Source organism: Pseudomonas sp. R19M, assembly GCF_050312585.1.
Classification (GTDB): domain Bacteria; phylum Pseudomonadota; class Gammaproteobacteria; order Pseudomonadales; family Pseudomonadaceae; genus Aquipseudomonas; species Aquipseudomonas palleroniana.
Map to the genome: position 1 here is coordinate 1 of NZ_JBNPJV010000077.1, position 26924 is coordinate 26924.

The following is a 26924-nucleotide window of genomic DNA, read 5'->3' on the forward strand; positions in this document are numbered from 1 at the left end:
TTCAGTTAACTCAACTGTGACTGACACACTGCATTCGCGAGCAAGCCCGCTCCCACATTTTGATTGTATTGCCAATTCTAGAACGGGGCCGGGCACTCAAAGCGCAACCGCTCGCCGCTTTGCGGATGCGTGAAGCTGAGCATGCTTGCGTGCAGACACAACCGCGGCCAGGCGGCCAGGGCCTGTTCATGGGCGTAAAGGCCGTCACCGAGCAGCGGGTGGCCGATCGACAGCATGTGCACGCGCAGCTGGTGCGAGCGTCCGGTGATTGGCGTCAGTTCCACACGGCACCAGTCGCCGCAGCGCTCCAGCACCTTCCAGAACGTCAGCGCATGCTTGCCGAACTCGTGGTCCACGACATGCCGGGGTTTGGTCGGCGGGTCGTAGCGCAAGGGCAGGTCGATGCTGCCGCTGTCCAGCTCAGGCTGGCCCCAAGCCAATGCGGTGTAGGCTTTTTCGGTTTCGCGGTCGTGAAACTGACGAGACAATTCGCGGTGGGTGTCGGCGTCCCGAGCCAGCAGGATGATCCCGGAGGTTTCCCAATCCAGACGATGGACAATGCGGGCTTCGGGGTAGCCGTTTTCCTGCAGGCGGGTGATCAGGCAGTCCTTGTTGTCATCGGCCCGGCCGGGCACGGAGAGCAACAGGGTCGGCTTGTTCACCACCAGGACGCCGGCGTCCTGATGCAGGATGTGAATATTGGACAGCGGCATCAAACAGCCTCGTAACAAACGCCAACGGCGGCTCGCCCACCCCGTTCCCCAACAGGGATCAAGGTGACCGAGCCGCCGTGGCGACCGCCCTTTCGATCAACGATCGGGCAGGGTGATATTGAGTTCCAGAATCGAGCAGCTGCCGTCATTTTCCAGGGCGACATGCACGTCATCGTTGCCGATATTGACGTACTTGCGGATCACCTCGACCAGTTCCTTCTGCAAGGCTGGCAGGTAGTCCGGTGTACTGCGTTGGCCGCGTTCGTGCGCCACGATGATCTGTAGACGCTCTTTCGCGACCGATGCGGTCGTTGGCTTCTTGTTGGCGCGAAAGAAGTCGAGAAATTTCATTGTTTAGTTGCCTCCAAAGATACGCTCGAAGAATCCCTTCTTCTTGACATCGAGGAAGCGATGTTCCACGGATTTGCCCAGCAGGCGATCGACGGCATCGCTGTACGCCTGGCCGGCGTCGCTCTGGTCGTCGAGAATCACCGGGACACCCTGGTTGGAAGCCTTCAGCACGGCCTGGGATTCCGGGATCACGCCCAGCAGGGTCACTGCGAGGATTTCCTTCACGTCTTCAACGCCGAGCATTTCGCCATTGCTGACGCGCTCAGGGTTGTAGCGGGTGAGCAGCAAATGCTCCCTGATCGGGTCTTCGCCTTTTTCGGCACGCTGCGACTTGCTGGCCAACAGGCCCAGCATGCGGTCCGAGTCACGTACGGAAGACACTTCGGGGTTGGTCACCACGATGGCTTCGTCGGCGAAGTACATCGCCAGGTGAGCACCGGTTTCGATACCCGCCGGGGAGTCGCATACCACGTATTCGAAGGTTTCTTTCAGCTCGGCCAGGACTTTGCCTACGCCTTCTTTGGTCAGCGCGTCTTTGTCACGGGTCTGGCTGGCGGCCAGCACGTACAGGTTTTCAAGGCGCTTGTCCTTGATCAGGGCCTGTTGCAGGTTGGCTTCGCCGTTGACGACGTTGACGAAGTCGTACACCACGCGGCGTTCGCAGCCCATGATCAGGTCAAGGTTACGCAGGCCGACGTCGAAGTCGACGATAACTGTTTTATGGCCGCGCAGAGCGAGGCCGGTACCGATAGCGGCGCTGGTGGTGGTCTTACCCACACCACCCTTGCCGGATGTAACCACGAGAATCTTGGCCAAGGTGTTTCACCCCTAAGGAAAAAGGACTTTTCAGCCCCTGAAAAACATCTCTTGAAACTCGCCGCAGGCGGACAGCCTTTGTAGGAAAAAACCGTTGTTTCCGCAGGGGAAGCGCCAGTCTTAACTTATTCCTACGCAAATCTTGCCGGTTTCGCTGTGCTATCAGAGTCTAGAGATGCTTGGAAAATGCGGCAGTATCCGTTAAAGCCGGATGATGTTCAACACGTCGCCCGACAGGCTGACCTGCACCCCGGCCCCCCACAGCGGATCACGGCGCAAATCTTCTGAAACCTTGTACTGGCCTGCGATGGAAACTAGCTCAGCGGTCAACTGCTGGCAAAAAATACGGGCCTTGGTATCACCCTTGATGCCGGCGAGGGCACGTCCGCGCATTGGGCCGTATACATGGATGTTGCCATCGGCCAGAAGTTCCGCCCCCGGGCTGACCGAGGCGACCACTACCAGGTCGCCGCCCTGGGCGTAAATCTGCTGCCCACCGCGTACGGGCGAGGTGATGATCTTTGTAGGCTTGATCGTCGGCTCAGGGGGTTTTTCCGGTTTTTTCTTCACTTCGCCTTCGGTTGGGTCAAGCGGACGCTCGCGGGCACCGGACGGCGGCAGTACTGGCAGTTCAATGGCGATGGCTGCGGCAATGTCTTCGATACGGCTGGCACGAATGGCCAGGGTCCGCAAACCATGGGAGCGGCACACGCGCATCAGCCCGGGCAGGTCGATGGCACCCTGGCCGGCCGGCAGTTTGTCGAGGGCCAGTACCAATGGGGCATTATTGAAAAAGTTCGGTGCCAGGGCGACCTTGGCGGCCAGTTGGCGGTCCAGGGCGTCGAGGTCGTTGCGGGCGAGTTCCAGTACGGTGATGGCGAGCATGCTGCCTTTCAGCTGGAACACGGGATCTTGGTCTAGCGGTTCGGTTTGGCTCATGGTCGGCAAAAGCGGCTTGTCACGAAAAGTGTCGAGACTTATAACGAGAACATCCGCGGGCCGCAAGCCGGGTCGAACCGTTGTAGAATGCGCGGCCCATGTCTTTACCGGAATCTGTAATGGATCGCCCGCGTTTTCGAGCTGCATTTTTTCACCCGCGTTTTTGGCTGTTATGGCTGGGACTCGGCCTGCTATGGCTGATCACTCAGTTGCCGTATCGGGCGTTGTTGACCATTGGTCGTTTACTCGGCGCCGGCATGTATCGCGTGGCCGGCGATCGTCGCCGTATTGCCGAGCGCAATCTGGAACTGTGCTTCCCGGAAAAGTCCGCCAAGGAACGCCAGCGACTGCTCAAGGAAAACTTTGCGTCCACCGGTATCGCCTTCTTTGAAATGGCCATGAGCTGGTGGTGGCCCAAGTCGCGCCTGGCACGGCTGGCCCATGTCGAAGGGTTGCAGCATCTCAAGCAGGCGCAACTGGAAGGCAAGGGCGTGATCCTGATGGCCCTGCACTTTACTACCCTGGAAATCGGCGCCGCCCTGCTCGGGCAGAAGCACACCATTGATGGCATGTACCGCGAGCACGGGAACCCGCTGTTCGATTTTATCCAGCGGCGGGGGCGCGAGCGGCACAACCTCGATTCCTTGGCCGTCGAGCGCGACGACGTGCGCGGCATGCTCAAGTTGCTGCGCGCCGGCCGCGCGATCTGGTACGCACCGGATCAGGACTACGGCGCCAAGCAGAGCATCTTCGTGCCGCTGTTCGGCATCCAGGCCGCCACCGTCACCGCCACCAGCAAATTCGCGCGCCTGGGCAAGGCACTGGTGGTGCCGTTCACCCAGGAGCGCCTGGCCGATGGCAGTGGCTATCGCCTGGTGATCCACCCACCGTTGACGGACTTCCCCGGCGAAACCGATGAAATCGACTGCCTGCGCATCAACCAGTGGGTCGAAGCCTCGGTACGCGAATGCCCCGAGCAGTACCTGTGGACGCATCGCCGCTTCAAGAGCCGGCCGTCGGGTGAACCCAAGCTCTACGAAAAACGCCGTCGGTAAACCCTGACTTCCCCCATGGAGTGACGCAATGCGCCCAGCTGAACCGGTCACAGGCTTGATTCTTTCCGGCGGCGGGGCGCGAGCGGCGTATCAGGTGGGGGTGTTGGCGGCGATTGCCGAGCTGTTGCCGCCGGGAGCGCCGAACCCTTTTCCGGTGATTGTCGGCACCTCCGCCGGGGCGATCAACGCGGTGAGCCTGGCCAGCGGCGCTACGGACTTTACCGCCGCAATCCAACGCCTTACCGCCTTCTGGCAGGGTTTTCGCAGCCATCTGGTGCTGCGCAGCGACTGGCCGGGTGTGATCCGCCAGGCCAGTCGCTTTTTCATTCACAGCCTGCTGGGCCTGGGAGCGCAGGTGCCGGTGGCGCTGCTCAACAGCACGCCACTGCGCGAGCTGCTTAACGACAAACTGCACCTGCACGGTATTGACGAGGCCATCCGCAAACAGCATTTGCATGCCGTGGCGGTGACGGCTTTCGGCTACGAGTCCGGGCAGGCGACGACGTTCTACCAGGGCGGTCGTACCATCGACGCCTGGTTGCGCCATCGGCGTATCGGTGTGCCCGCCCGGTTGACGGTGGAGCACCTGTTGGCCAGTTCGGCGATCCCCTTGCTGTTCGCGCCGGTCAAGCTCGACGAAGAATATTTCGGTGATGGCGCGGTGCGCCAGTCGGCGCCGATCAGTCCGGCCTTGCACCTGGGCGCGAGCCGGGTGCTGGTGGTGGGCGTGAGCGGCAACCCACGGGGCAATGAGCCTGCCACGCAACGCACCTACACCGGTCAACAGCCGACGCTGGCGCAGATTGGGGGGCACATGCTCAACAGCACCTTCATCGACAGCCTGGAGAGTGATATCGAGCTGCTGGAGCGCTTGAACCAATTCAGCCAGGTCGCCCCCGGAGTGGCGCCGGTGGAAGTGTTGGTGATTGCACCCAGCCAGCCGATCGATGAAATCGCGGCGCGGCATCGTCAGGAATTGCCGGCGGCGTTGCGCCTGTTCCTGCGTGGGCCGGGGGCGACCAGGACGAGCGGGGCGGGGGTATTGAGTTACTTGCTGTTCGAGGCAGGTTATTGCAGCGAGTTGATCGAGCTGGGGCGGCGCGATGCGTTGGCCAAGCGCGCGGAAATCACTCGGTTCCTGGGGTTGTCCCCAAGCTGAATGTGGGAGCGAGCAGCCCGCTCCCACAGGTTCAGTTAAAAGTGATACTTGACCAGCAGGCTCGCCGTGTCCTGGTTGGTCTTGAATGCGCCGCTGTCTTCAACCCCGTACTTGTTCTTCCAGTAGTCGTATTCGATACCGACATACAGCTGTTTTTCACCCCAGTGCAGCGCCTTGCCCAAGTCATATTTGATCTGTGGGTTGAAGTGCAGGTTGGCGTGGTAGGTGCCACGGGAGGTCTTGTCGTTATCCACCACCCAATCCATGAAACCATCGATCAGCACATTCGAGTCGCCAACCGGGATGGTGTACGACCAGACCGGTGTGATCTGCCAGATGTTGTCGCCCGGGCGATTGCCTTCGGTCTGGCGCTGGTAGAAGTTCAACTGGAAGTAGTCGAAACCCGGGATGTTCAGGTCAAAGCCCGGGCCGAACAGGTATGACTCGTTATCGCCTTCGCCGAACTCATACGTGAAAGCCAGCAATACATCTTTGATCGGGCCGAAAGACAGGTCCTTGTCGAAGATCTTGCCGAATGACAGCCGTGGGCTGAACTCGCCGTAATAAGTGTCCGGGCCGACGTTGCCGTCTTCCTTGCCGTTGTAAAAGATACGGTCGACGAACAGGAAGTTATCGCCGTACTTCCAGGCATCGGCATGTTCGAACGTGACGGTTTGCTGGATCTGCGGGTTGATGGTGAAGTTCTTGCCCCACAGGTAGGTCAGGCTGTTGTTCTGCCACTGCAACAAATCGCCGGCTACGGCTTGGCCGCCGGCCAGCAGGGAACCTGCCAGCATCAGGCCTTTCAACATAGGTTTCATTCGGTGCTCCCGAGTCAAAGTTTTAGGTTTTTTGTTCTACGCAGGCGCTCTGGTGTGGCGCCTTTGGTTCGCTGCAAAAATCGTCTGTTTGGTCAGCTTTAATGCTTTTAGCAAGAGCTGCGCCAAGCTGTTTAAAAAACCAATAAAACGCCTTCGGCTGCAGTTGATGCAGTCGAGTCCAGTGGTTTTCAGTGCACGTTGGCCGCAGACATTAGGCCCGGATAAGTTGGCCTTGCAGTCAGCTTTTACATTCGCTGTTTTTTTTTGAGTCGATTCGAGCGGGCGCGGAGAATACTGGCTCTCTGGCCTTGGCTCAAGTGCGCCGTAACAGAGCGCGTGGGGCGAGAATGGGGCGCGGCTTGTGGCCGGCCCCAGGTGAATGGCGTGCATGGGAGGTTCCCTGTTCGTTATTGTTTTTATTGTTAACGAAGGAATCAGTGGGTAGGGGCGACAGCGGGTCGTTCGGCCCCCCCGAGGATGTTGAACAGTATGTTCAGCGACAATGCGCTGAGAGTGGCCATGGCAATCCCACTGTGGGTAATCGGGCTCATCCACAGCGGCAGCTGGGCGAAGAACTCCGGGCGCACCACCGGGATCAGGCCCATGCCGATGCTCACCGCCACCAGCAGTTGGTTGCGACGATCGGCGATGTCGGTTTCCTGCAGGATCTTGATGCCGGTCGCCGCCACCATCCCGAACATCGCAATCGCTGCACCGCCCAACACTGCCGGTGGAATCGATGCCACCAGAAAGGCCGCTTTGGGCAGCAGGCTCAGCACCAGCAGAAAGACCCCGGCCATGATCGTCACCGAGCGGCAGCGCACGCCGGTCATCTGTACCAGGCCGATGTTCTGGGCGAAGGAGGAATGCGTGAAGGTGTTGAAGAAGCTGGCGAAGAATGATGCGCCGGCATCACACAGCAAACCACGGCGCAGCATTTTTGGCGTGACTTCCTGGCCGGTGATCTTGCCCAGGGCGAGGAACATCCCGGTGGACTCTACGAAGATGATCACCACCACCAGGCACATCGACAGGATCGGCGCCAATTCGAACTTGGGCATGCCGAAATGCAGCGGCGTCACCACTTGCACCCACGGTGCCAGCGCCAGGCCGCTGAGGTCGACCATGCCGAGCATGCCGCACAAGCCATAGCCGAGCGCCATGCCGATCAGCACTGAGATGTTCACCCAGAAACCGCGCATGAAGCGGTTGATCAGCAGGATAGTGGCCAGTACCAGCGCGGCAATCGCCAGGTAAATCGGCGAGCCGAACGTGGCGGCGGCGCTGCCGCCACCGGCCCAGTTCACGGCCACCGGAAACAACGACAGGCCGATGGCGGTAATGACCGTACCGGTCACCAGCGGCGGGAAAAAGCGCACCACCTTGGACATGAACGGTGCGATCAGCATGCCGAAGAACCCAGCGGCAATGGTTGCACCGAAGATCCCTTGCAAGCCGATCCCGGGCATGCCGGCCATGGCGACCATGCTGCCGACCGCCGCGAAACTGGCGCCCATCATCACCGGCATACGAATGCCCACCGGGCCGATGCCGAACGACTGCACCAGGGTGGCGATACCAGCCACCAGCAGGTCGGCGTTGATCAGGAAGGCGATTTCTTCACGGCTGAGGCCTGCGGCCTGGCCAATGATCAGCGGCACGGCGACGGCGCCGCCGTACATGAGCAAGACGTGTTGCAGGCCGACCAGCAGCAGTTGCAAGAGGGGCAGGCGCACCATCGCGGGCGCGGCAGGGGGCTGCGTTTCTAACTGGGACATGCAACACCTCGAATCTTTTTATTGTTGTGTTGTTTGGAGCGCAATCTGTAGGAGGGGGCTTGCCCCCGATGGCGGTGGTTCAGTCACTGATGTTTTGAATGACACACTGCTATCGGGGGCAAGCCCCCTCCCACATTGGACCTGTGTGAACCAATCAGTTGGTGCGGGCCCCCTGGTTGATCCAGGTGCCAATCAGATCCCGCTCCTGCTGGGTCATCTGGGTGATGTTGCCCAGCGGCATGATCTGGCTCGCCACGGCCTGCGCTTGAATGCGCGCCGCCTGCTGCTGGATCTGCGCCGGGGTGTCGAACATCACGCCGGCCGGGGCCGTGCTGAACAGGGGGCTGGTGGGCTTGGCCGAATGGCACACGGCGCAGCGTTCCTGGATCACCCCGTGCACCTTGTCGAAATCAATCGTGGCCTGGGCGGGTGCAGCCGCCGGTTCAGCTGCGGGTGCCGTCGGCGCAGCAGGTTTCAGGCCGCCACCCAACGCCGTTTCCGGCAACGGCTGGTACTCGATGGCGGCGGGGGCCTTGGCTACGTCCGGGGTGGTGGCCAGCGGTTTCGGGCCGGTCACGTAGGCCAGGCAAATCATCGCCAGCGCACCGACTGGTAAGGTCCACGCGTACTTCTGGCTGTTGTGCCGGGTGTTGAAGTAGTGCCGTACCAACACCGCCGCCACGGCGATACCGGCCAGGATCAGCCAGTTGTATTGGCTGCCGTAGGTGCTCGGGAAGTGGTTGCTGATCATGATGAACAGCACCGGCAAGGTGAAGTAGTTGTTGTGTCGCGAACGCAGCAGCCCCTTGGCCGGCAAAGCCGGGTCAGGCGTGCGGTTTTGCGCGATGGCCGCCACCAATGCGCGCTGGGCGGGCATGATGATGCGGAACACGTTACCGACCATGATGGTGCCGATCACGGCACCCACGTGCAGGTAGGCGCCGCGGCCGCTGAACACCTTGCTGAAACCGTACGCGGCGGCAATCAACAGCACGAACAGGATCAAGCCGAGCAGGGCAGGGCGCTTGCCCAGGGCCGAGTCGCAGAGGAAGGAGTAGACGAACCAGCCGACGAACAGCGAACCGATGCCCAGCAGTACACCTTCCGGGCCGCTGAGGCTGCTGCCGGGGGCGAGCAGGTACAAGGTCGGGTTGGAATAGAACACCACGCACAGCAGCGCAATGCCCGACATCCAGGTGAAATAGGCTTCCCATTTGAACCAGTGCAGGTTGTCCGGCATGGTCGGTGGGGCCAGTTTGTATTTTTCCAGGTGGTAGATACCGCCTCCGTGGATCGCCCACAAGTCACCGGCCAGGCCGTCCTTGGGGTTGACGCGGTTGAGGTTGTTTTCCAGCCAGACGAAATAGAAGGATGCGCCGATCCAGGCGACGCCGGTGATCATGTGAACCCAGCGCACGCTCAGGTTCAGCCATTCCAACAGATGTGCTTCCACAGTCTTTACCTCTCGCCTGTCACCCTTGTTGTCGGGTGATCAGACCTTCTCTTATTGGTGGGGGGCGAGGATCAAACGCTCATCCTCTTTGAAAAAATGCTCATCGCAGTTATTGCCTGTGCCACTGCGATCAACCACCAGGAAGTCATCCCGCTTTTCGATCGTCAGCACCGGGTGGTGCCAGACGCCGCGATGGTAATTGATGCCCTGCCTGCCGTTGGTGACGAAGGCGCGGACCAAGCCTGATACAGGTGCATCGCCAAGTGGCGCGACCACGATCAGAAAGGGGTTGCCGAGCAGCGGAATGAAAGCCTGGCTGCCCAGCGGGTGTCTCTCCAGCATGCACACGGTCAGCGGCATCGGCAGCGCGTCGGCGCGGAAGATGCTGATGATCGCGTTGTCTTCTGGCGTGGCGGTTTCTACCGTCGCCAGCTTGTGAAAGCGCATGGTCGACCCGTTGTTGATCATGAAGTGATCGCTGCCATCGGTTTCGATAACGTCTCCGAAAGGGGCAAAGGCTTCTTTGGTCAGGGGTTCGATCATCAGTGTGCGCATGGCTGTCTTCTTAATCTTGTCTATTGATCGCTCCCACGCTCTGCGTGGGAACGTTGCCCTGGACGCTCCGCGTCCGCTCAGGCGTTACTTGGCGACTTTGCCGAGGACACGCAGGCGACTCACACCGCCATCCGGGAACACGTTCAGGCGGATGTGGGTAATCGGCCCGAGTGCCTTGATCTGTTCGGCGAAGGTGTGTTCGGCATGCATTTCCAGCTTCTGCGCCGGCAGCAGTTCGCGCCAGAACAGCGACTGGGTTTCGATCTGGCTGTCGGTGCCGCCTTTCACGAATGCGCCCTGGATCGAGCAGGTGTCCGGGTAGTTGCCCTTGAAGTGCAGGGTGTCGACGATGATCTTCTCGATCTCGCCCGGATGGCCCAGGGCGACGATCACCCAGTCATTGCCCGGTGTACGACGACGCGCGGTTTCCCAGCCGTCGCCCATGTTGATGCCACGGCCCGGGTTCAGAATGTTGCTCATGCGGCCGAAGTGTTCATCGGAGCAGGCCAGGGCGCGACCGCCGTTCAGTGCGGCAGCCAGGTCGACCTGTTCGTTGTCACCCACCGACGACCAGTCGCGGAACGGCACACCGTACACACGCAGACGGGCCACGCCGCCGTCCGGGTAGATGTTGAAGCGCAGGTGGCTGAACGCCTGGTCGTTGTTGATTTCATGGTAGTGGTGGCTGTTGCCTTGCAGCTCGACGGCTGACAGCACTTCCACCCACTGGGTGTTTTCGTCAGGGTCGCCCGAGGCCAGGAAGCAAGCTTCCAGGGACGCCGACGGCGGGTAGTTGCCGGTGAAGAATGAAGTGTCGATGTCCACGCCCTTGATCGAGCCCGGTACGCCCAGGCGGATCACGGCACTGTCGTAGCCTTCGAAGCGCTTGCGGCGTGATTCCCAGCCGTCCATCCACTTGCCGTTGTCATCGAAAACGCCCTCCTTCCACACGGCCGGGGTCGGCTGGAACAGGCGGTTGGCGTCGGCGAACCAGTCATCGGTCACCGAGAGGATCTTGGTGCCCAGGCGGGCATCGGCCAGGTTGACGAACTTTTCGAAAGGTACGGCGTAAGCTTTCATTCTTCTTGTCTGCCTTGGATTGAGTGGCTGGGGATGGTCGTTTAGAGGGTCAGTAATCGGAACAACGCGATCTTGTTGATCTCGGCCAGGGCGCATTTGAACTCGGTGTCCACCGGGTTGTGAATGCGCGTTTCGAACGCGGCCAGGATCTGGTGCCGGTTGCTGCCTTTTACCGCCATGATGAAGGGAAACTTGAACTTGGCCTTATAGGCTTCGTTCAGCTCGGTGAAGCGAGAAAACTCTTCGGCCGTGCACTGGTGAATCCCCGCGCCGGCCTGTTCATCAGTGCTGGCTGCGGTCAGTTGGCCCTGGACGGCGGCTTTGCCGGCCAGGTCCGGGTGAGCGTTGATCAGGGCCAGCTGGCTGGCGTGATCGGCGCTCAACAGGATATCGCTCATGCGTTGGTGCAGGGTCTCGATCTGGTCGATCGACGCATCCTGGCCCAGGTCGAAGGCCTTTTCGGCCACCCATGGCGAATGTTCGTAGATGTCGGCGAAGGCGTTGACGAATTCGTCGCGGCTCAGGGTCGAGGGTTTCAGGCTCTGGAATGCAGTCATTTCGCCGCTCCCGCATAGGGATGGGTCGCTTGCCAGTGACGCGCAATGTCCACCCGGCGAGTGAACCAGACGTGCTCGTGACCCTTGACGTATTCAATGAACCGCTTCAACGAAGCCAGGCGCGCAGGACGGCCGATCAGGCGGCAATGCAGGCCGATCGAAAGCATCTTCGGGGCCTCGGCGCCTTCGGCGTAAAGCACGTCGAACGCATCTTTGAGGTACTCGAAAAAGTCATCGCCCTTGTTGAACCCCTGCACCTGGGTAAAGCGCATGTCGTTGGTGTCCAGGGTGTAGGGGATCACCAGGTGCGGCTTGCCGGTGGGGTTGTTGGGTTCCCAGTAGGGCAGGTCATCGTCGTAGGTGTCGCTGTCGTAGAGGAAACCGCCTTCCTCCATCACCAGCCGCCGCGTGTTGGGGCCGGTGCGCCCGGTGTACCAGCCCAGTGGGCGCTCGCCGGTCAATTCGGTAAGGATGCGGATAGCTTCGAGCATGTGCTCGCGTTCCTGGGCCTCATCCATGTACTGGTAGTCGATCCAGCGATAGCCATGGCTGCAGATCTCATGGCCGGCGTCGACCATGGCGCGGATCACATCCGGATGGCGTTGGGCTGCCATGGCTACGGCGAAGATGGTCAGCGGAATATCGAATGCCTTGAACAGCTTGAGAATGCGCCACACACCGGCCCGGCTGCCGTATTCGTACAGCGACTCCATGCTCATGTTGCGTGCGCTCTGCAGCGGCTGGGCCGAGACCATTTCCGAGAGGAAGGCTTCGGACTCTTTGTCACCATGCAAGATATTGCGCTCACCACCTTCTTCGTAGTTGAGTACGAAAGACAGCGCAATGCGCGCCTTGCCCGGCCAATGGGGGTGAGGAGGGTTACTGCCGTAACCGATCAGGTCGCGTGGGTAGTCAGCGCTCACTGCAGTCTTCCTTCTTGTTCGTCGTGTTGGCGATGAGTGATTGTATACAACTTATCAGCCACTTTGTAAGCCCGCATTTCTGCATTTTTTCTGCGGGACGCTGTGTGAATGGTGTAGCAAGAAACTTGCCTGGTTGGTCAGCTAATGGACAAAAGGTCGTTTAAAAGCAAGGATTACGTATGAATCGCCTGTTTGAGTACCGGGCGCGGACTGATGCAAAGGTTTGTGATTTTTATTGTGTACAATTTTTTTAAAAAGTGTCTTAATCAGCCATCGCCGGCTTTTTCGCTGCCCTGAAAAAGTGCGGCTCACTCTTTAACTGACCACGGGAGGCGCGCCGACGCCATGGGACGTTTGACTACACACGTTTTGGATGCCGCACACGGCTGCCCCGGCAGCGCGATCAAGATAGAGCTGTATCGCGTCGAAGGCGCGCAGCTTGAACGCGTCGCCACCGCACACACCAACAGCGATGGCCGCTGCGATGCGCCCCTGCTGCAAGGCGATGCCTACCGCAGCGGCGTGTACCAACTGCAATTCAGCGCCGGTGACTACTACCGCGCCCGTGGCGTGCAACTGCCGGAGCCGGCTTTCCTGGATGTGGTGGTGTTGCGCTTCGGGATCAACGCCGAACAGGAGCATTACCATGTGCCGCTACTGATTTCGCCTTACAGCTACTCCACCTATCGCGGTAGCTAGCGTCACCTCGCTTCACACCCCCAAAGCTCTTCGTTGGTTTTCGCCCGCCCACACTGCGGGCTTTTTTATGGGGCATGGGATCAATTATCTAGCGCCCTTGGGCCGACGGCGTTGCCTAGGCTGGGTGCTTTCCTCATTGAGAAGAAAGCACCATGGGTCCGCTCCTCGACACCGATGATTCAGCAGTGGCCGCCGAAGCCGCACTCCAGGGCATCCGCGATCAATTGCGCTGGCGAATCAACACCCATCCACACCCCAGCCGCCTGATCAATCAGATCGCCCTTGCCGACCTGCGGTGCAGCGAATCGACCCAAGCGCTGGTTCATCTGCTCGGTCGTTCACCCAAAGTGCTGAATGTGCTGCGAACCGAGCTGCGCAAAGCGTTCGAGATGGACCCGGACAGCCTGATTTTTACCGAACCGAAGCCACCCCGGGCAGCGCAAAAGGTCGATACCTTGACTGATCGGGCCTTGTTCTCGCTGGTGCAGCCGTCGGTGGCGGTCAACGTCAACGCGTTTACCGCGTTGAGCATCAAGGGCCGCCCGCGCCGGCGCTTGCCCTACACCCCATTGCAAGCCTTGCAACGACTGTGTGCGATGGGGCTGCTCGAGGTCTTGGCCGGCGCGCAAAAAGCCTACTGGGACACGCTGGTGCAGGGTTCCTGGCTGACGCGGCGGGAACGTTGGGCTGCGTTGCACACACAGCTCTTCGCCGATCGCGCCTTCATCGCGCGCCAACTCGACGAGTTATCGAGCGCGGGAATGCTGATGGTCCAGGCGGTCATCGACGCCCCGAGCGCCGAAGCGCGGGAGCGTGCCGGCGGTAGCTGGGCCAGTGTGCAAGTGGGTCGGTTGCTGTGGCCCGGCTCACCTGCGCTGGCGATTCCCGGTGCCTTGCATCTATACCGTGAAGGCGAGCCCGTTGATGCGCCCCATGTCCTCTACCTGCCGGGTGGAGGGCGCAATTTTCATGAATACCCCAGCTTCGACGTCCTTCAATGCGGCTTGCTGGAGTTGGGCCGCGAGCGCTTTCACAAACTGTGGCAGTGTTTACCCCTGGATCAGCGCAACGGAGCCTGCCCGCCGGCGGACTTGTCCCCGACAACCCGCTTCGTGCGGGGCCACGCAGTGACCGGCGACGCCCTGGCACAAGGGGCCGAGGCGTTATTGAGTGGGCAATGGGCCAATGAATTGGCCTGTGCGATGCAGGTCAATCTCGCGCAGGTGTTTTCAACCGCTCGGCCTCGGCCCCAACCGCTGCAGGCCGGGGCTTTTCTTGCCTATGTGGAAGGCGCGCGCAAACAACAGGTCGGCGGCGCTCGGCTGGGTCTGCTGCGTGATCAATTACTGCGCTGGGACCGCCAACGCCGGCAGGCGGAGATTGTGTTTGCCAGCACGGCGCCCACGTTGGCGATGCTGACGTTGGAGCGGCAGGTCAAACGCTACGAAAAGGGCCTGGTCACGCTGTTGGCCACGGATGATCCCAGTGCACAAACGCCAGCCTATCAGGCATTGCTTTCACTGATGAGCCAGCGAGATGTTCATGCGCAAGCGTTGAAAGCCTTGATGCAGGATGCGCCGCAACGTGCACTCGACCTGGTTTTTTGGGCCGAGCGGCCCGGCGGGGCAGGCACGCCCAGGCGTGTTTCGTTGTTCCTGAATGCTCAAGCCGAGGCGCTGCGTTGCGAGGTTGTGTTGCAGCACCAGCTCAAGCTGCTGGGTAGTGCGCATCGGGCGCTGATGATTGAAGTGATAGACCAGCCTCTGGCCTCCCGACGTACGGGCAGTCAGACCCGAGTGATGTCCATCGCCATCGGCAACGAACCCGATGCCTATTACCCCCTGCACAACGTCTGGGTCATCACGACCGCCGCCGCCGTGAGGGTCCCGACCCGCCAGCGACCGGTGGTGTTGTACGCGTTCGGTGCAGCAGGTGGCCTGGTTGCATTTTCCGGGCTGGACGCCTTGACTCAAAGCCTCAAGGCCAGTTTGAGCAGCCGTGACGATTCGGCGCTATGGGGTTGCGTGGAGCACGACAAGCGCCGCGACCTGCGCGCCCATGCCGCGCGTGAAACCCTGAACGTGCGTTACCTCGACATCCCCGGCAAGCCAGTACTCACCAGCCTCAAGAAGCTGCTGGGGACCTACGACCGCTTGCACAGGAGCACTGAGGACATCACGCGTCTTTTCAGCGAAGTGACGGATGCCGGGTTGAGTCGTTCGCTGTTGATGTTCGAGCTGCAAGGCCACCTGATGGTGCCGACGAACAGCGCGCTGAACCAGGCGAAAACCCATGTTGAACTGATGCGCAAGGTCGCGTCTGAGTCGAAGAAAATACCGGCCTGGTTGGCCGCTGCATCCCGTGCCCAGCGCAAGCATTTCAGGCGCTTGTGGCGTTTGCAGTTGAGCAGCGCCTTCGCCTTCGCCCGTCACCTGCAAGACTGCCTGCCTGACCTCGGCTCGTTTGCCCGCCGTGCGCTGACGGACCGCCTGCGCCAGGATGACATGCCGGCGCAGCTGGATATCGAGCAACCGTTGATTGATCTGCCCGATGATGTGCAGGACAGCTTTTGCGGGTGGGAAAGCCGCTGCTCAGTCGGGGACCGCAAACCCATATTGACCGCTACCCTTGAGCGCACGACGTTCAGCCTGCTGCAATTGGCGCTGCATAACCTGGACCCGTTGGCGCCCTGGACACACTGGCGATTCAACCGCGCCCGCTATCTGCAACCCCAGCGGCAAGAACGCCTGAACGCCGCCTACCTGATCCCCATGGTGGCTTCACTGGATATCGGTGGCGAGTACGACAGGTTGATCCAATCAGTGTTTTATCCGCCTGCCGGTGCTGCCCCCACAGCGACTGAGGGGCGTATTCCCGCGTTATTGAATCGCACGTTGCAAGCGGGTGCTGCACAGCATCTCTACTCGGCGGCTCAGCAGGGGCTGACGGCGAGTGCGCAGGCGTTGTTGCGCAGCGCCATGGCGACGCGAACGCTCCAGCCTGCGCTGCAATTGCATGTGGTGCACCTGGTAGGGCACACCATGCAGCATGATCGCTACATCGCAGGGCTGGTGGTGGTGCAAGACCTGCTCACTGATCAGTGTGTGGTCTATTGGCCCGAAGCTCCGCAAGGGTGGGTACTCACTGAGTACGGCAGCCTGGAACAGGCCCGAGCGCAGTTGAATCGAGTCGGCGCACTGCCTGGCAACGTCAGGCTGCTGGCGCGGCAGGTCGCACCCGGCTGGGCGTTTGAGGCGCTCACTCATCATCCGGCTCGGGCCGCTACGCCTGCTGGGGTGTTCGATATCCCCTATCCCTTGCCGGGCGTTTCCATGGTCAAGGGGATCCTGCGGGGGATCGAGTTCATTCGCTCATTCAACATCAAGCACCTGGAGCCCACGGCGCAACTGAGTGAGATAGAAAGCATCATCCATGAACAGATCGCCAGTGATCCGCAGGACTGGTTGGCGATTGTCGCCACCTCCCACAGCGATGCCCAGGCCTTGCTGTATCAAGCCAACGTGCTCGAACTGCAGCGCCAGGCCCAGGCATCCAGCCGTTCCGGCAAAGAGCTGGAACAGTACCGAACGCAGCGGCTGGGTGAGCAGGGCCAGACTCGCATTCGCCGGATCGTCGCGTTTCTCTCGCAGTTTTTCTTTCCCTTGTTCGGCGTGCTCAATGATGTTTATGAGCTGCTGCTTGCGGCGCGCCACTACCATCGCTTTGGCGATGCGCACGATGCTGTCGATGTGGGCTTCATGAGCAGTTTTTTGATCGTCGACCTGCTAGTGAATGTCATGCCCGGCCCGAAGCCGGCAGGGCAGGGCACATCGCGTGTCGCTCGCCCCATCGCAAGGGCTGCGTTGGGGCGTATTCATCGCCTGCGCATGTCCGCGCAGGGTGGCTCAACCCGGCTTGCGCCGCCCCCCGTGATGCAGCTCAAAGCCTTGGAGCATTTCAAAATCAAGGGCGTGCCCAAAGGGGCCGTGGCGTTGAAGGGGCCGGATCGGTTCGGCATCCATGTGAAGGACGGCGCGTCATTTGTGGCTGACGACACGCACCATTATCCGGTCTACCGACGCGGCAACGAGCCGGCGTTTCGCTTGAAGAACCCCCGGGTCGCCGGCCAGAATGAATTGATCTTGAACAGTCCTCGACAGAGCGAGCGGTTACTCGGCGCAGACGCCCCCCAACCGGTGGCCGGGACGAGTTCAGGCGTGCTCAACCCCTGGCGTGCGCCCGCGTCAGCACCGCCTGACTGGTGGCCACCGGTTTTACGCACCGCGACGGAGGACGCCATCCTGCAGTCATCCAACCCGGCGACCCATTGGCTGGATTGGCGCATGCAGATTCCGGTTACCGAGCAATTGAGTTCCCCGGCGCCCGGGGTGTTTCATGTACCTCTGGCCAGCCCAGGCATTTCCTACAACGCCCTGCGAGTGGCACCCGCGAATACCAGCCTGATGGATCCTTTGAGCGGTTATTACCGGCTGCTTCCCCAGGGCGATCAGGCACCGTTGAACCGCATCGTGTTTATTACAAGGGATGAACCGCTGGTGTCCTTGGCCAGTGCCGACATCGAGCGTTGGACCCGCACGGCGCCGAGTGAACAGCCTCTTCCGGCCTCACGCACTTCAGCCCAGGGGTGGCAGCTTCATCTGCCGCTGTTCGATAAGCCGCTGACGCAGTACGTGGGGGAGGCGTTTCCCACCCTGACCCGTAAAAGCCAAGACTTCACGGTTGCAAGAATGATCGAGTTGTCAGGCCCACGGCGCCCTGCAACGGCCACTCACCTGCTCAATATCCGTGCGACCTTGGACAAGTGGTTGCCTGCTGCCCCTGCAAGGCCCGGTCAGACGGATGATTTGCTGAGAATGTTGCGGCCCACCGAAAGGCGCGGGGTGTCTCTGTTTGTCGGTTACAACGACAAGACCCTGGGCTTTACTCGTATCGATTTTCGCGTGACTGGGTTAGACCCCGCATTACGGCCCGCCCGCAGTAAGCTGGCACTCGAACGAAACAATGCGCAGCTTCCGGCAGTCCGGCGCGTGCTGCAACAGCAGGGTTTCGATGTGGAGGAGATGAGCGTCAGGCATGGCAGAAAGCCCACGAGTGAATTGGTCGCCACCCATCCTCTTTCAAACAAGCTGTACTACATCGCCATTCATTGGGTTGAGCGTGCGTCCATCATATTGCGTGGCGGGCTGACGGATGATTGGTTCAATAAAGCCATCAACCGTCATCCGAGCTCGATGATATTCGCGCGAGTCAAGCGTGCTCTGGAAGAGGGGCGCCTGGTGCGGATCGTGGCGGGCATTCAATGGCCTGTTTCAGGCAAGATTCCACCCAGCGTTTATTTCGTCAAAGTGGCCCCGTCGCCTTGACCAACGACACCATCCCGGCGCCGCCGAACAGCCCGGCGCTGACGCGGTTGAACCAGCTCTGGCCTTTGCCGCTGCGCAAGTAACGCGCAGCGCCATGGGCACTGAGCCCGTAGGCCAGTTTGCACAGCAGGTCGAGCAGGGTCCAGGTGGCGATCATGATCACCAGTTGCGGCAGGAACGGCTGCTGGCTGCTGAGAAATTGCGGCAGGAAGGCGGCGAAGAACAGGATGTCCTTGGGGTTGCTGGCGCCGAGCACAAACGCTCGGCCAAACAGCGCACGAAAGCGTGGCGTCGCTAGGGCCTGCGGCACCACGGCCGCCTGGCTTGGCTGGCGAGATTGCTGCCAGCTTTGCCAGGCGAGGTAGAACAGGTAGGCCGCGCCGAGGATCTTCAAAGCGCTGAACAACTGTTCCGATGCCAGCAACAGGGCGCCCAGGCCCAGGGCCGAGGCACTCAACAGGCAGATCGAGGCAAACACCCCACCGAGAAACGCTGGATACGAACGGCGCAGGCCGTAGTTGAGACTGTTGCTGATCATCAACAGTGACAGTGGCCCCGGGATCAGGATCACCACCAACGCTGCGCCGCTGAACAGTAGCCAGGTTTCAATCGTCATGTCATTCCTCCAGTTGTCAGCGACAAGCTGCAAGCGGCAAGTTGAAAGCTTGTCGCTTGCCGCTGAAAACTTGTCGCTATTTCATAGAAATACAAATTTGGCGATAAAGATCGCGCACAGCACCCACAGGCTCACGGAAATTTCGCGGTACTTGCCGGTGCCTGCCTTGAGCGCCACATAGGTGATGAAGCCCAGGGCGATACCGTCGGCGACCGAAAAAGTCAGGGGCATCATGATCGCGGTGACAATCGCTGGGATGCTGTCGGTGGCTTCATCCCAATGGATATGCGCCATGCTCGCCATCATCAACATTGCCACGTAGATCAGCGCCCCGGCCGTGGCGTAGGCCGGAATCATCCCGGCCAGCGGCGCAAAAAACATCGCCGCCACAAACAGCACGCCTACGGTCACGGCCGTCAACCCCGTGCGGCCGCCGGCGGCGACACCGGCAGCGCTTTCCACGTAGCTCGTCACTGGCGGCACGCCGACCATGGCACCGAACACGCTGGAAGCACTGTCGGCTTTCAGCGCGCGGGACAGGTTATCGATCTTGCCGTCGGCATTGACCAGCCCGGCGCGCTGCGCGACGCCCATCAGTGTACCTGCGGTGTCGAACATGTGTACAAAAAGAAAAGCGAATACCACGCTGATCATGCTGACATTGAATACACCCTTCACATCCATGGCCATCCAGGTCGGTGCCAGGCTCGGCGGCGTGGAGAGAATGCCGTTGTAGTGCACCAGGCCCAGGCCCCAACCGGCGAGGGTCACGGCGATGATGCTGATCAGGATCGCACCGAACACGCGGTGGTAGCTGAGGATGGCAATCAACAGGAAACACACGGCCGCCAGCAGCGGTGCCGGTTCGTGCAGCGAGCCGAGCTTGATCAGCGTGGCCGGGCTGTCGACGATGATGCCGGCGGTTTTCAAGCCAATCACCCCGAGGAACAGGCCCACGCCTGCGCCCATGGCATGGCGCAGGCTGACCGGGATGCTGTTGAGCAGCCATTCGCGCACGCGGGACAATGTCAGGCCCATGAACAGCACGCCGGAAATAAACACGGCACCCAACGCGGTTTCCCAGTGGTAGCCCATGGTGCCGACCACGGTGTAGGTGAAAAACGCATTCAAGCCCATGCCCGGCGCCAGGCCCACGGGCCAGTTGGCGTACAGGCCCATCAACAGGCAGCCCAACGCGGCGGCGATGCAGGTGGCGACGAATGCCGCGCCGTGATCGATACCGGCGTCGGCCATGATGTTGGGGTTGACGAAGATGATGTACGCCATGGTGATGAAGGTGGTGAGGCCGGCGATCAGTTCGGTCTTCACTGTGGTGCCATGCAAGCTGAGTTTGAACAGGCGTTCCAGCCAACTGTTGCCAGGCGGGGCGATTTCCAGCGTAGGGGCTTCGGATTTGCGGCTATCCACAGCGAGTACTCCTCAAGAGTTTTATTGTTATTTCCCGCGCCGGTCACGAATGTGGGCAACAGCGCTTTGAGGTACTGGCGGGTTTTGTTGACCAATAGGTCAGGAACTCGCACGCAGAGGATTATGCTTTTGTATACAAATAAAGCAAATAATGTTTTCGATCAGCTGCACAAAAGATGATGAAAGGCTAATTCGCCGCACTCAGCGCCTGATTCACCGCCAGCCAGCCCGTCACAGCCTCTTCCCCGGCTTCGTTGAAGGCGCGCTGCAACAACTTCACTTGCTCACGGCGCAATGACTGCTCGAAACGCTGGCCTTCTTCGGTCAGTTCCAGCAGGCGTTTGCGCTTGTCGGTCTCGGACGCAACGCTGTTGACCAGGTGCATTTCCTGCAATTGGCGCAGGGGCATGTTCAGCGCCTGTTTGCTCACGCCGAGCAATTCCAGCAGTTGCTTCACGCTGATTGCCGGGTAGCGCGCGATAAAAAACACGATGCGCTGATGCACACGGCTAAGGCCACGGCGTCCGAGCATCTCGTCGGCCTTGGCCGTAAAGGCCTGGTAGCCGAAGAAGAACGCTTCCATGGCCGCTTGCTGGGCGGTGGGGTTTTTAAGGTCAAGCATATTGACGTATCCGTGCAAGTCGTCGTAATTTCGGTCAACCAGTTTGACGTATTTCCCACAGGCTTCGCTAGCGGTGACCTTATGGCCTTCTCTGAACGTGTTACGCGCCTCAAAAGCTCCTTGATCCGTGAAATCCTCGCGGCGGCCCAGCGTCCGGAGGTGATGTCCTTCGCCGGTGGCCTGCCTGCCGAAGCGATGTTGCCCGCGTTGAATTGGGACGATATGCCGCTGAACATGGGCCAATACGGCATGAGCGAAGGCGAGCCTGCGCTGCGCGAATTGCTGGCGGCCGAGGCCCGTGCGTTGGGCGTGGCGTGCCAGGCCAGCCAAGTGCTGGTCGTCAGCGGGTCCCAGCAAACCCTGGACCTGGCGGCCAAGCTGTATATCGACAAGGGCACGCCGATCATGCTGGAAGGCCCGACCTACCTGGCCGCGCTGCAGATCTTCCAACTGTTCGGCGCCGACTGCCTCACCGTGCCACTGGAAGCCGACGGCCCCAACCTGGCGCAATTGCGCGCCAGCCTTGAACGCCATCAACCGGCGTTCATCTACCTGATTCCGACCTTTCAAAACCCGTCGGCCGTGCGTTACAGCGAGGCCAAGCGCGAAGCCGTAGCCGCCTTGCTGGATGAGTTCGGCGTGACCCTGATCGAAGACGAGCCCTACCGCGAACTGACCTTTGATGGCGGCAGCGCACAGCCCATCGTCGGGCGCCTGAAAAAAGCCAGCTGGATCTACACCGGCACGGTTTCCAAGACACTGTTGCCCGGCCTGCGCGTGGGTTATCTGATCGCCAGCCCGGATTTGTTCCCGCATCTGCTCAAGCTCAAGCAGTCAGCGGACCTGCATACCAATCGCGTCGGCCAGTGGCAGGCGATGCAATGGATCGGCACTGAAAAATACCAGCAGCACCTGGTGCAATTGCGCAGTTTTTACCGTGAGCGCCGCGACGCATTCCAGGCCGCGTTGGTGCGTCATTTCAACGAACTGGCCGACTGGCAAGTGCCCCAGGGCGGATTATTCTTCTGGCTGACCTTGAAACAACCCCTCGATACCCGCACCTTGTTGGCGCAAGCATTGGCGCAGGGCGTCGCGTTCATGCCCGGTGAACCGTTCTTTTCCGAGCCGGATCAGCATTCGGGCTCGTTGCGACTCAATTTCAGCCATATTGACCCGGCCCGCCTGGACGAAGGTCTCAAGCGCCTGGCCGCGGTGGTCCGTCAAGCACAGCACGCGCAAGCGGCATAAGGGGAGCCCCATGTACAAGGTTTATGGCGATTACAAGTCGGGCAACTGCTACAAGATCAAGTTGATGCTCAACCTACTGGGCATTGCGTACCAATGGGTCGATGTCGATATCCTCAACGGCGACACCCAGACCGCCGAATTCCTGGCCAAGAACCCGAATGGCAAGATTCCGGTATTGGAACTGGAAGACGGCACCTGCCTGTGGGAATCCAATGCGATCCTCAACTTCCTGGCCGATGGCAGCGAGTTCCTGCCCTCCGAACCGCGCCTGCGCACCCAGGTGTTGCAATGGCAGTTCTTCGAGCAGTACAGCCATGAGCCGTACATTGCCGTGGCGCGGTTTATCCAGTTTTACCTGGGCCTGCCGCAAGAGCGCCTGGAGGAGTACCAGAAACTGCACAAAGGCGGCTACAAGGCGCTCAGAGTCATGGAGCGTCAACTGCAACTCACGCCGTATCTGGTGGGAGAGCAGTTCTCGATTGCCGACGTAGCCTTGTATGCCTACACCCATGTGGCCCATGAAGGTGGTTTTGACCTGGGTGCTTATCCGGGGGTGCAGGCCTGGTTGGCTCGCGTTGCCAGCCATCCCAGGCATGTGCCGATGCTGGGCTGAGGTGCGCGATTGCGGCGTGCGGGCAGTGACTCACCAGCATCGCGTTGCCGGGCGTGGCGCTAGGGAGCGAGTTGTTCGCCCAGCAGGTCAAAACAGCGTTGCGCAGCCGGGCTCAAGCCCAGGCCGCTACGTCTGATCAAGCCGATCTCCCGGCTCACCCCGGGATGATCGATACGGATACGGCTCAGGCCTTCCAGGCTGTCCGCCGCCGACTCCGGCAGTACGCTGATCCCCAGCCCTTGGCGTACCAGTGCCAGCACTGTCGACATGTAGTTGGCTTCCATGCCGGCATTCATCGTCAAGCGTGTTTGATCGAATAGCTCATCCACTTGCTCGCGCACGCTGCTGTCTCGGCCGGTCAGGATGATCGGCTGGTCCGCCAGTTGCTCCAGGGTCAGTTGGCGATGGCGGGTGAGGGGATGATCCACCGGCACGAAGGCACACAGGCGGTCATTGAGCACCGGTACGAAGTCCAGGCCATGGCTGAGCCTTGCGCGTACGCCAATCCCGAAGTCCACTTCACCTGCACGCACCTGCGCGTGAATGCGATGGGCCACCAAGTCCTGCAGGCGTACTTCAATCCCGGCAAAACGCTCGCGAAACAGCCGCAACGCCGGCGGCAGGGCACCGGCACACACCGAAGGCAGGGCGGCGATGGTGACCACGCCTCGGCGCAGGGCCGCCAGATCGCGCGAGCCGGTGACGATGTTGTCCAGGTCCAGCAGCAGTTTTTCCATGGGGCCGCGCGCGTCCCGGCCGGCGGCGGTGATGCTGACGTGGCGCGGGCTGCGGTCGAGCAGGGCGACGCCGAGCCAGTCCTCCAGTTGTTGCACCTGCACGGTCAGGGCCGAAGGTGACAGGTGCAGCTCGTTGGCCGCCTTGGTGAAACTGCCGGTGCGGGCCACGGCAAGGAAAGCCTGGATGTGTTGGATTGAATTCTTCATTGGGATTGCTTCATTTTGTTTTTCCGAACGATGGTCGGTGAATATTCCAATTTACAAAGACTAACCCGCTTCCAATACTCCAGGGAAAACAATAACCGGCCAACCAGGCCGCTCTGGAGTCCCCCATGCTCGCAACCCTGGGTGTCATTACCATCCTGTGCCTGCTCGCTGCCGTCATGAGCAAACGCCTCTCACCGCTGGTGGCCCTGATCGCCTTGCCGATCATCGCCGCGCTGCTCGGCGGGTTCGGCCTGCAAACCAGCGCCTTCATCATCACCGGTATCAAGAACGTCGCCCCGGTGGTGGGCATGTTTGTCTTTGCCATCCTGTTTTTCGGGATCATGACCGATGCCGGCATGCTCGACCCCATCATTGATCGCATCCTGCGTACGGTAGGGACGCGTCCTACGCGAATTGTTGTAGGCACCGCGACCCTGGCGCTGCTCGTGCATCTGGATGGCTCCGGCGCGGTGACCTTTCTGGTCACGGTGCCGGCGATGCTGCCGCTGTATACGCGGCTGGGCATCGACAAGCGCATCCTGGCCTGTGTATGTGCCATGGCGGCCGGGGTCAACTTCCTGCCGTGGACCGGGCCGGTACTGCGCTCGTCAGCCGCGCTGCATGTGCCGGTGGCGGATCTGTTCCAGCCGCTGATTCCGGTGCAGGTCGTCGGCCTGGTATTTGTCTTCGCGTGTGCCTGGTGGCTGGGCCGGCGTGAGGAAAGACGCCTGGGCCTGGGCGCCGGCTCGACGGTGGATGCGGTGCCGCAGCGGGTGCTCAGTGACGCGGATATCCAGCTGCGCCGCCCGCGGCTGTTCTGGGCCAACCTGATTCTCACCGTGCTGGTGATGGTGGTGATGATTGCCGGCTGGGTCGACCCGGTGGTGATGTTCATGCTCGGCACCGTGGTGGCGCTGTGCATCAACTACCCGAACGTGGACGCCCAGCGTGCGCGCATCGACGCCCACGCCAAGACCGCGCTGACCATGGCCAGTATCCTGCTCGCCGCCGGCGTGTTCACCGGCATCATGCAGGGCACCGGCATGCTCAAGGCGATGGCCGAGGTGGCGGTGGCGCAGATTCCTGCGGGCCACGGCAAGCTGATCCCGGCGGTGGTGGGTTTTATCTCCATGCCGTTGAGCCTGCTGTTTGACCCCGATTCCTACTATTTCGGCGTAATGCCGGTGATCGCCGAAGTCGGCAAGGCACTGGGTGTCGACCCACTGCAAGTGGCCCAGGCTTCGTTGCTGGGGGTACACACCACCGGCTTCCCGGTCAGCCCGCTGACCCCGGCGACCTTCCTGCTGGTGGGCTTATGCAAGATCGAACTGGCCGATCACCAGCGCTTTACCATCCCTTTTCTGTTTGCCGCGTCGGTGTTGATGACCCTGACCGCGTTGCTCCTGGGAGTGATTTGAGATGAAAACCTTGCGCATCGGTTCCGGCGCCGGCTATTCCGGTGACCGTATCGAACCTGCCGTGGAACTGGCCGAACAGGGTGACCTGGACTACCTGGTGTTCGAATGCCTGGCTGAACGCACCATTGCGCTGGCGCAGCAGGCACGCATCAGCGACCCGCAGGGCGGTTATGACCCGTTGTTGAGTGAGCGCATGCGCCGTGTGTTGCCATTTGTGGGGCGGTACGCGGGGCGTCGTCGCCTGCGGGTGATCACCAACATGGGCGCAGCCAACCCGGTCGCGGCGGCGATTGAAGTGCGGCGAATGGTCGATGAACTGGGGTTGAACCTCAGGGTAGTGGCTGCAATCGGCGACGATGTCTTGGCGACCCTGCGGCCCGAACAACGGCTGGATAACGGCCAGACCCTGGGCTCCTTGGGCAAGCGGCTGATTTCGGCAAATGCCTACTTGGGGGTCGACGCTATTTTGCAGGCGCTGCACGCGGATGCCGACGTGGTGATTACCGGGCGCGTGGCTGACCCTTCGTTGTTTCTGGCGCCGCAGATGTTTGAGTTCGGCTGGGCGGCGGATGATTGGCAGCGCTTGGGGCGCGGCACGCTGGTGGGGCATTTGCTGGAGTGCGCGGGGCAGGTCAGTGGTGGGTATTTTGCCGACCCCGGTGTGAAGGATGTGGCAGACCTCGCCCGTCTGGGGTTTCCCTTGGCCGAGGTGGATGCCGAGGGGGAGGCGGTGATTACCAAAGTCTCAGGTTCCGGCGGGCGGGTCAGCCGCGCCACCTGTACCGAACAATTGATCTACGAAGTGCATGACCCGGCGGCGTACTTGACCCCGGACGTGACGGCGGACTTCTCTCGGGTGGCGTTCGTGGAGGAGGGGATTGATCGCGTTCGCGCCCAGGGTGCCGCTGGACATGCACGGCCCGAGCAGTTGAAGGTCAGCGTCGGTTATCTGGACGGTTGGATTGGCGAGGGGCAGATGTCCTACGGCGGGCCGGGTGCGGTCGCACGGGCGCAGTTGGCCCGGGATATCGTGCTCAAACGCCTTGAGTGGGCGGGCGTGAAGATGCAGGACGTGCGCGCCGAACTGATCGGCATGGATTCACTGCACGGCCCGCGCAGCAGCGTCGAACCCTGGGAAGTCCGCCTGCGCGTCGCTGCCCGTTGCGAAGATCGCGACGAGGCGGTGCGGGTCGGCAATGAAGTGGAAACCCTCTACACCAACGGCCCGTCAGGCGGCGGCGGTGCGAGCAAGAGCGTACGCCAGGTAGTGGCGGTGGCATCGTTGATGGTGCCGCGTAGTGTGGTCAACCCGAGGATCCAGGCATGAAGTTGCATACCTTGGCCCATTCCCGCACCGGGGATAAAGGCGATACGTCGAATATCTCGATCATTGCCTACCGCGCCGAAGACTACCCATGGCTATGTGAACAGCTGACAGCCGAACGCGTGGCCGAGTATTTTGCCGGTCTGCGCGAGCCGGGTGCAGCGCCGGTACGCCGTTATGAATTGCCGAACGTACAGGCGCTGAACTTCGTGTTGCCCGGGATTCTGCGCGGTGGCGTCACCCGTTCGCTGGCGCTGGATGCGCATGGCAAGTGCCTGGGTTCGGCGTTATTGGATCTGGATTTGGCAACACGCTAACTGTAGGAGGGGGCAAGTAAGCGATAGAGCGGGCGATGGATAAATTGTGGGAGGGGGCTTGCTCCCGATAGCGGTGTGTCAGGTTCAGAAACCGTGACTGACACACCGCTA

Annotated in this window: 24 protein-coding genes; 9 read left to right on the forward strand and 15 right to left on the reverse strand. The window is 61.0% G+C overall.

Annotation, left to right across the window (positions count from 1 at the left end; genetic code table 11):
• Positions 1–77: 77 nt before the first annotated feature.
• The 4 genes from ACQRBT_RS16585 to minC form a co-directional block, all read right to left on the reverse strand.
• The gene (locus ACQRBT_RS16585) at positions 78–713 is read right to left on the reverse strand and encodes an RluA family pseudouridine synthase (RefSeq protein WP_412047754.1); all 636 of its coding nucleotides are present in this window, start codon (positions 711–713) and stop codon (positions 78–80) included.
• A 96-nt stretch (positions 714–809) separates the two neighbouring features.
• Positions 810–1064, reverse strand: a complete 255-nt coding sequence (minE, locus tag ACQRBT_RS16590) for a cell division topological specificity factor MinE (protein ID WP_010208824.1) — start codon at positions 1062–1064, stop codon at positions 810–812.
• A gap of 3 nt (positions 1065–1067) precedes the next feature.
• Complete coding sequence (gene minD / locus ACQRBT_RS16595) at positions 1068–1880, reverse strand: septum site-determining protein MinD (protein ID WP_060755981.1); 813 nt, start codon at positions 1878–1880, stop codon at positions 1068–1070.
• 201 nt (positions 1881–2081) lie between these two features.
• Positions 2082–2819, reverse strand: a complete 738-nt coding sequence (gene minC / locus ACQRBT_RS16600) for a septum site-determining protein MinC (protein ID WP_060755980.1) — start codon at positions 2817–2819, stop codon at positions 2082–2084.
• A 119-nt stretch (positions 2820–2938) separates the two neighbouring features.
• On the opposite strand from minC, the gene ACQRBT_RS16605 reads away from it, so the two are divergent.
• Positions 2939–3874: a lipid A biosynthesis lauroyl acyltransferase gene (locus ACQRBT_RS16605; RefSeq protein ID WP_412047753.1), complete on the forward strand. Its 936-nt coding sequence runs from the start codon at positions 2939–2941 to the stop codon at positions 3872–3874.
• Between the two features lie 28 nt (positions 3875–3902).
• The gene (locus ACQRBT_RS16610; RefSeq protein ID WP_161549155.1) at positions 3903–5033 is read left to right on the forward strand and encodes a patatin-like phospholipase family protein; all 1131 of its coding nucleotides are present in this window, start codon (positions 3903–3905) and stop codon (positions 5031–5033) included.
• Between the two features lie 35 nt (positions 5034–5068).
• Here the strand turns inward: ACQRBT_RS16610 and ACQRBT_RS16615 are convergent, their stop codons facing one another.
• The 7 genes from ACQRBT_RS16615 to puuE all read right to left on the reverse strand — a co-directional run bounded on the left by ACQRBT_RS16615 (position 5069) and on the right by puuE (position 12200).
• Positions 5069–5854 (reverse strand): outer membrane protein OmpK, encoded by a 786-nt coding sequence (locus ACQRBT_RS16615; RefSeq protein WP_090369585.1) that lies wholly within the window; start codon positions 5852–5854, stop codon positions 5069–5071.
• Positions 5855–6288: 434 nt separating this feature from the next.
• Complete coding sequence (locus ACQRBT_RS16620) at positions 6289–7632, reverse strand: nucleobase:cation symporter-2 family protein (RefSeq protein ID WP_412047752.1); 1344 nt, start codon at positions 7630–7632, stop codon at positions 6289–6291.
• 154 nt (positions 7633–7786) lie between these two features.
• Positions 7787–9085 carry a urate hydroxylase PuuD gene (locus tag ACQRBT_RS16625; protein WP_244385376.1) on the reverse strand — a complete coding sequence of 433 codons (1299 nt, stop codon included), beginning with the start codon at positions 9083–9085 and terminating at the stop codon, positions 7787–7789.
• Between the two features lie 51 nt (positions 9086–9136).
• Positions 9137–9640, reverse strand: a complete 504-nt coding sequence (locus tag ACQRBT_RS16630) for an ureidoglycolate lyase (RefSeq protein ID WP_090369593.1) — start codon at positions 9638–9640, stop codon at positions 9137–9139.
• Positions 9641–9724: 84 nt separating this feature from the next.
• The gene (gene alc, locus ACQRBT_RS16635) at positions 9725–10720 is read right to left on the reverse strand and encodes an allantoicase (RefSeq protein ID WP_060755973.1); all 996 of its coding nucleotides are present in this window, start codon (positions 10718–10720) and stop codon (positions 9725–9727) included.
• 41 nt (positions 10721–10761) lie between these two features.
• Positions 10762–11277, reverse strand: a complete 516-nt coding sequence (gene uraD / locus ACQRBT_RS16640) for a 2-oxo-4-hydroxy-4-carboxy-5-ureidoimidazoline decarboxylase (protein ID WP_411985134.1) — start codon at positions 11275–11277, stop codon at positions 10762–10764.
• Positions 11274–12200 carry an allantoinase PuuE gene (puuE, locus tag ACQRBT_RS16645; RefSeq protein WP_412047751.1) on the reverse strand — a complete coding sequence of 309 codons (927 nt, stop codon included), beginning with the start codon at positions 12198–12200 and terminating at the stop codon, positions 11274–11276. The genes uraD and puuE overlap by 4 nt, the downstream gene beginning before the upstream one ends.
• Before the next feature lie 345 nt (positions 12201–12545).
• Here puuE and uraH point away from each other — a divergent pair, with 345 nt between their 5' ends.
• Together uraH and ACQRBT_RS16655 are read left to right on the forward strand one after the other, a co-directional pair.
• The gene (gene uraH / locus ACQRBT_RS16650) at positions 12546–12899 is read left to right on the forward strand and encodes a hydroxyisourate hydrolase (protein WP_060755970.1); all 354 of its coding nucleotides are present in this window, start codon (positions 12546–12548) and stop codon (positions 12897–12899) included.
• A 152-nt stretch (positions 12900–13051) separates the two neighbouring features.
• Positions 13052–18283, forward strand: a complete 5232-nt coding sequence (locus ACQRBT_RS16655; RefSeq protein ID WP_412047750.1) for a dermonecrotic toxin domain-containing protein — start codon at positions 13052–13054, stop codon at positions 18281–18283.
• Here ACQRBT_RS16655 and ACQRBT_RS16660 read toward each other — a convergent pair.
• The 3 genes from ACQRBT_RS16660 to ACQRBT_RS16670 all read right to left on the reverse strand — a co-directional run bounded on the left by ACQRBT_RS16660 (position 18261) and on the right by ACQRBT_RS16670 (position 20949).
• Positions 18261–18899: a LysE family translocator gene (locus ACQRBT_RS16660; RefSeq protein WP_412047749.1), complete on the reverse strand. Its 639-nt coding sequence runs from the start codon at positions 18897–18899 to the stop codon at positions 18261–18263. The genes ACQRBT_RS16655 and ACQRBT_RS16660 overlap by 23 nt on opposite strands.
• Before the next feature lie 81 nt (positions 18900–18980).
• Positions 18981–20327 (reverse strand): NCS2 family permease, encoded by a 1347-nt coding sequence (locus tag ACQRBT_RS16665; RefSeq protein ID WP_104994390.1) that lies wholly within the window; start codon positions 20325–20327, stop codon positions 18981–18983.
• Between the two features lie 187 nt (positions 20328–20514).
• Positions 20515–20949: a MarR family winged helix-turn-helix transcriptional regulator gene (locus ACQRBT_RS16670; RefSeq protein WP_126855259.1), complete on the reverse strand. Its 435-nt coding sequence runs from the start codon at positions 20947–20949 to the stop codon at positions 20515–20517.
• Positions 20950–21030: 81 nt separating this feature from the next.
• Here ACQRBT_RS16670 and ACQRBT_RS16675 point away from each other — a divergent pair, with 81 nt between their 5' ends.
• The gene (locus tag ACQRBT_RS16675) at positions 21031–22197 is read left to right on the forward strand and encodes a PLP-dependent aminotransferase family protein (protein ID WP_412047748.1); all 1167 of its coding nucleotides are present in this window, start codon (positions 21031–21033) and stop codon (positions 22195–22197) included.
• A gap of 10 nt (positions 22198–22207) precedes the next feature.
• Positions 22208–22810, forward strand: coding sequence for a glutathione S-transferase family protein (locus tag ACQRBT_RS16680; RefSeq protein ID WP_090369609.1), 603 nt, complete (start codon positions 22208–22210; stop codon positions 22808–22810).
• A 59-nt stretch (positions 22811–22869) separates the two neighbouring features.
• On the opposite strand, the gene ACQRBT_RS16685 is transcribed toward ACQRBT_RS16680, so the two are convergent.
• The gene (locus ACQRBT_RS16685) at positions 22870–23754 is read right to left on the reverse strand and encodes a LysR family transcriptional regulator (protein ID WP_090369611.1); all 885 of its coding nucleotides are present in this window, start codon (positions 23752–23754) and stop codon (positions 22870–22872) included.
• Positions 23755–23879: 125 nt separating this feature from the next.
• Here ACQRBT_RS16685 and ACQRBT_RS16690 point away from each other — a divergent pair, with 125 nt between their 5' ends.
• The 3 genes from ACQRBT_RS16690 to ACQRBT_RS16700 are packed head-to-tail and all read left to right on the forward strand — an operon-like array spanning position 23880 to position 26813.
• Positions 23880–25172 (forward strand): CitMHS family transporter, encoded by a 1293-nt coding sequence (locus tag ACQRBT_RS16690; protein ID WP_104994387.1) that lies wholly within the window; start codon positions 23880–23882, stop codon positions 25170–25172.
• 1 nt (position 25173) lies between these two features.
• Entirely contained in the window at positions 25174–26499 is a 1326-nt protein-coding gene (locus ACQRBT_RS16695; protein ID WP_060755961.1) for an acyclic terpene utilization AtuA family protein, read from the forward strand.
• A complete protein-coding gene (locus tag ACQRBT_RS16700) occupies positions 26496–26813 on the forward strand; it encodes an AtuA-related protein (RefSeq protein ID WP_060755960.1) in 318 nt (105 codons plus the stop codon). The genes ACQRBT_RS16695 and ACQRBT_RS16700 overlap by 4 nt, the downstream gene beginning before the upstream one ends.
• Positions 26814–26924 lie beyond the last annotated feature (111 nt).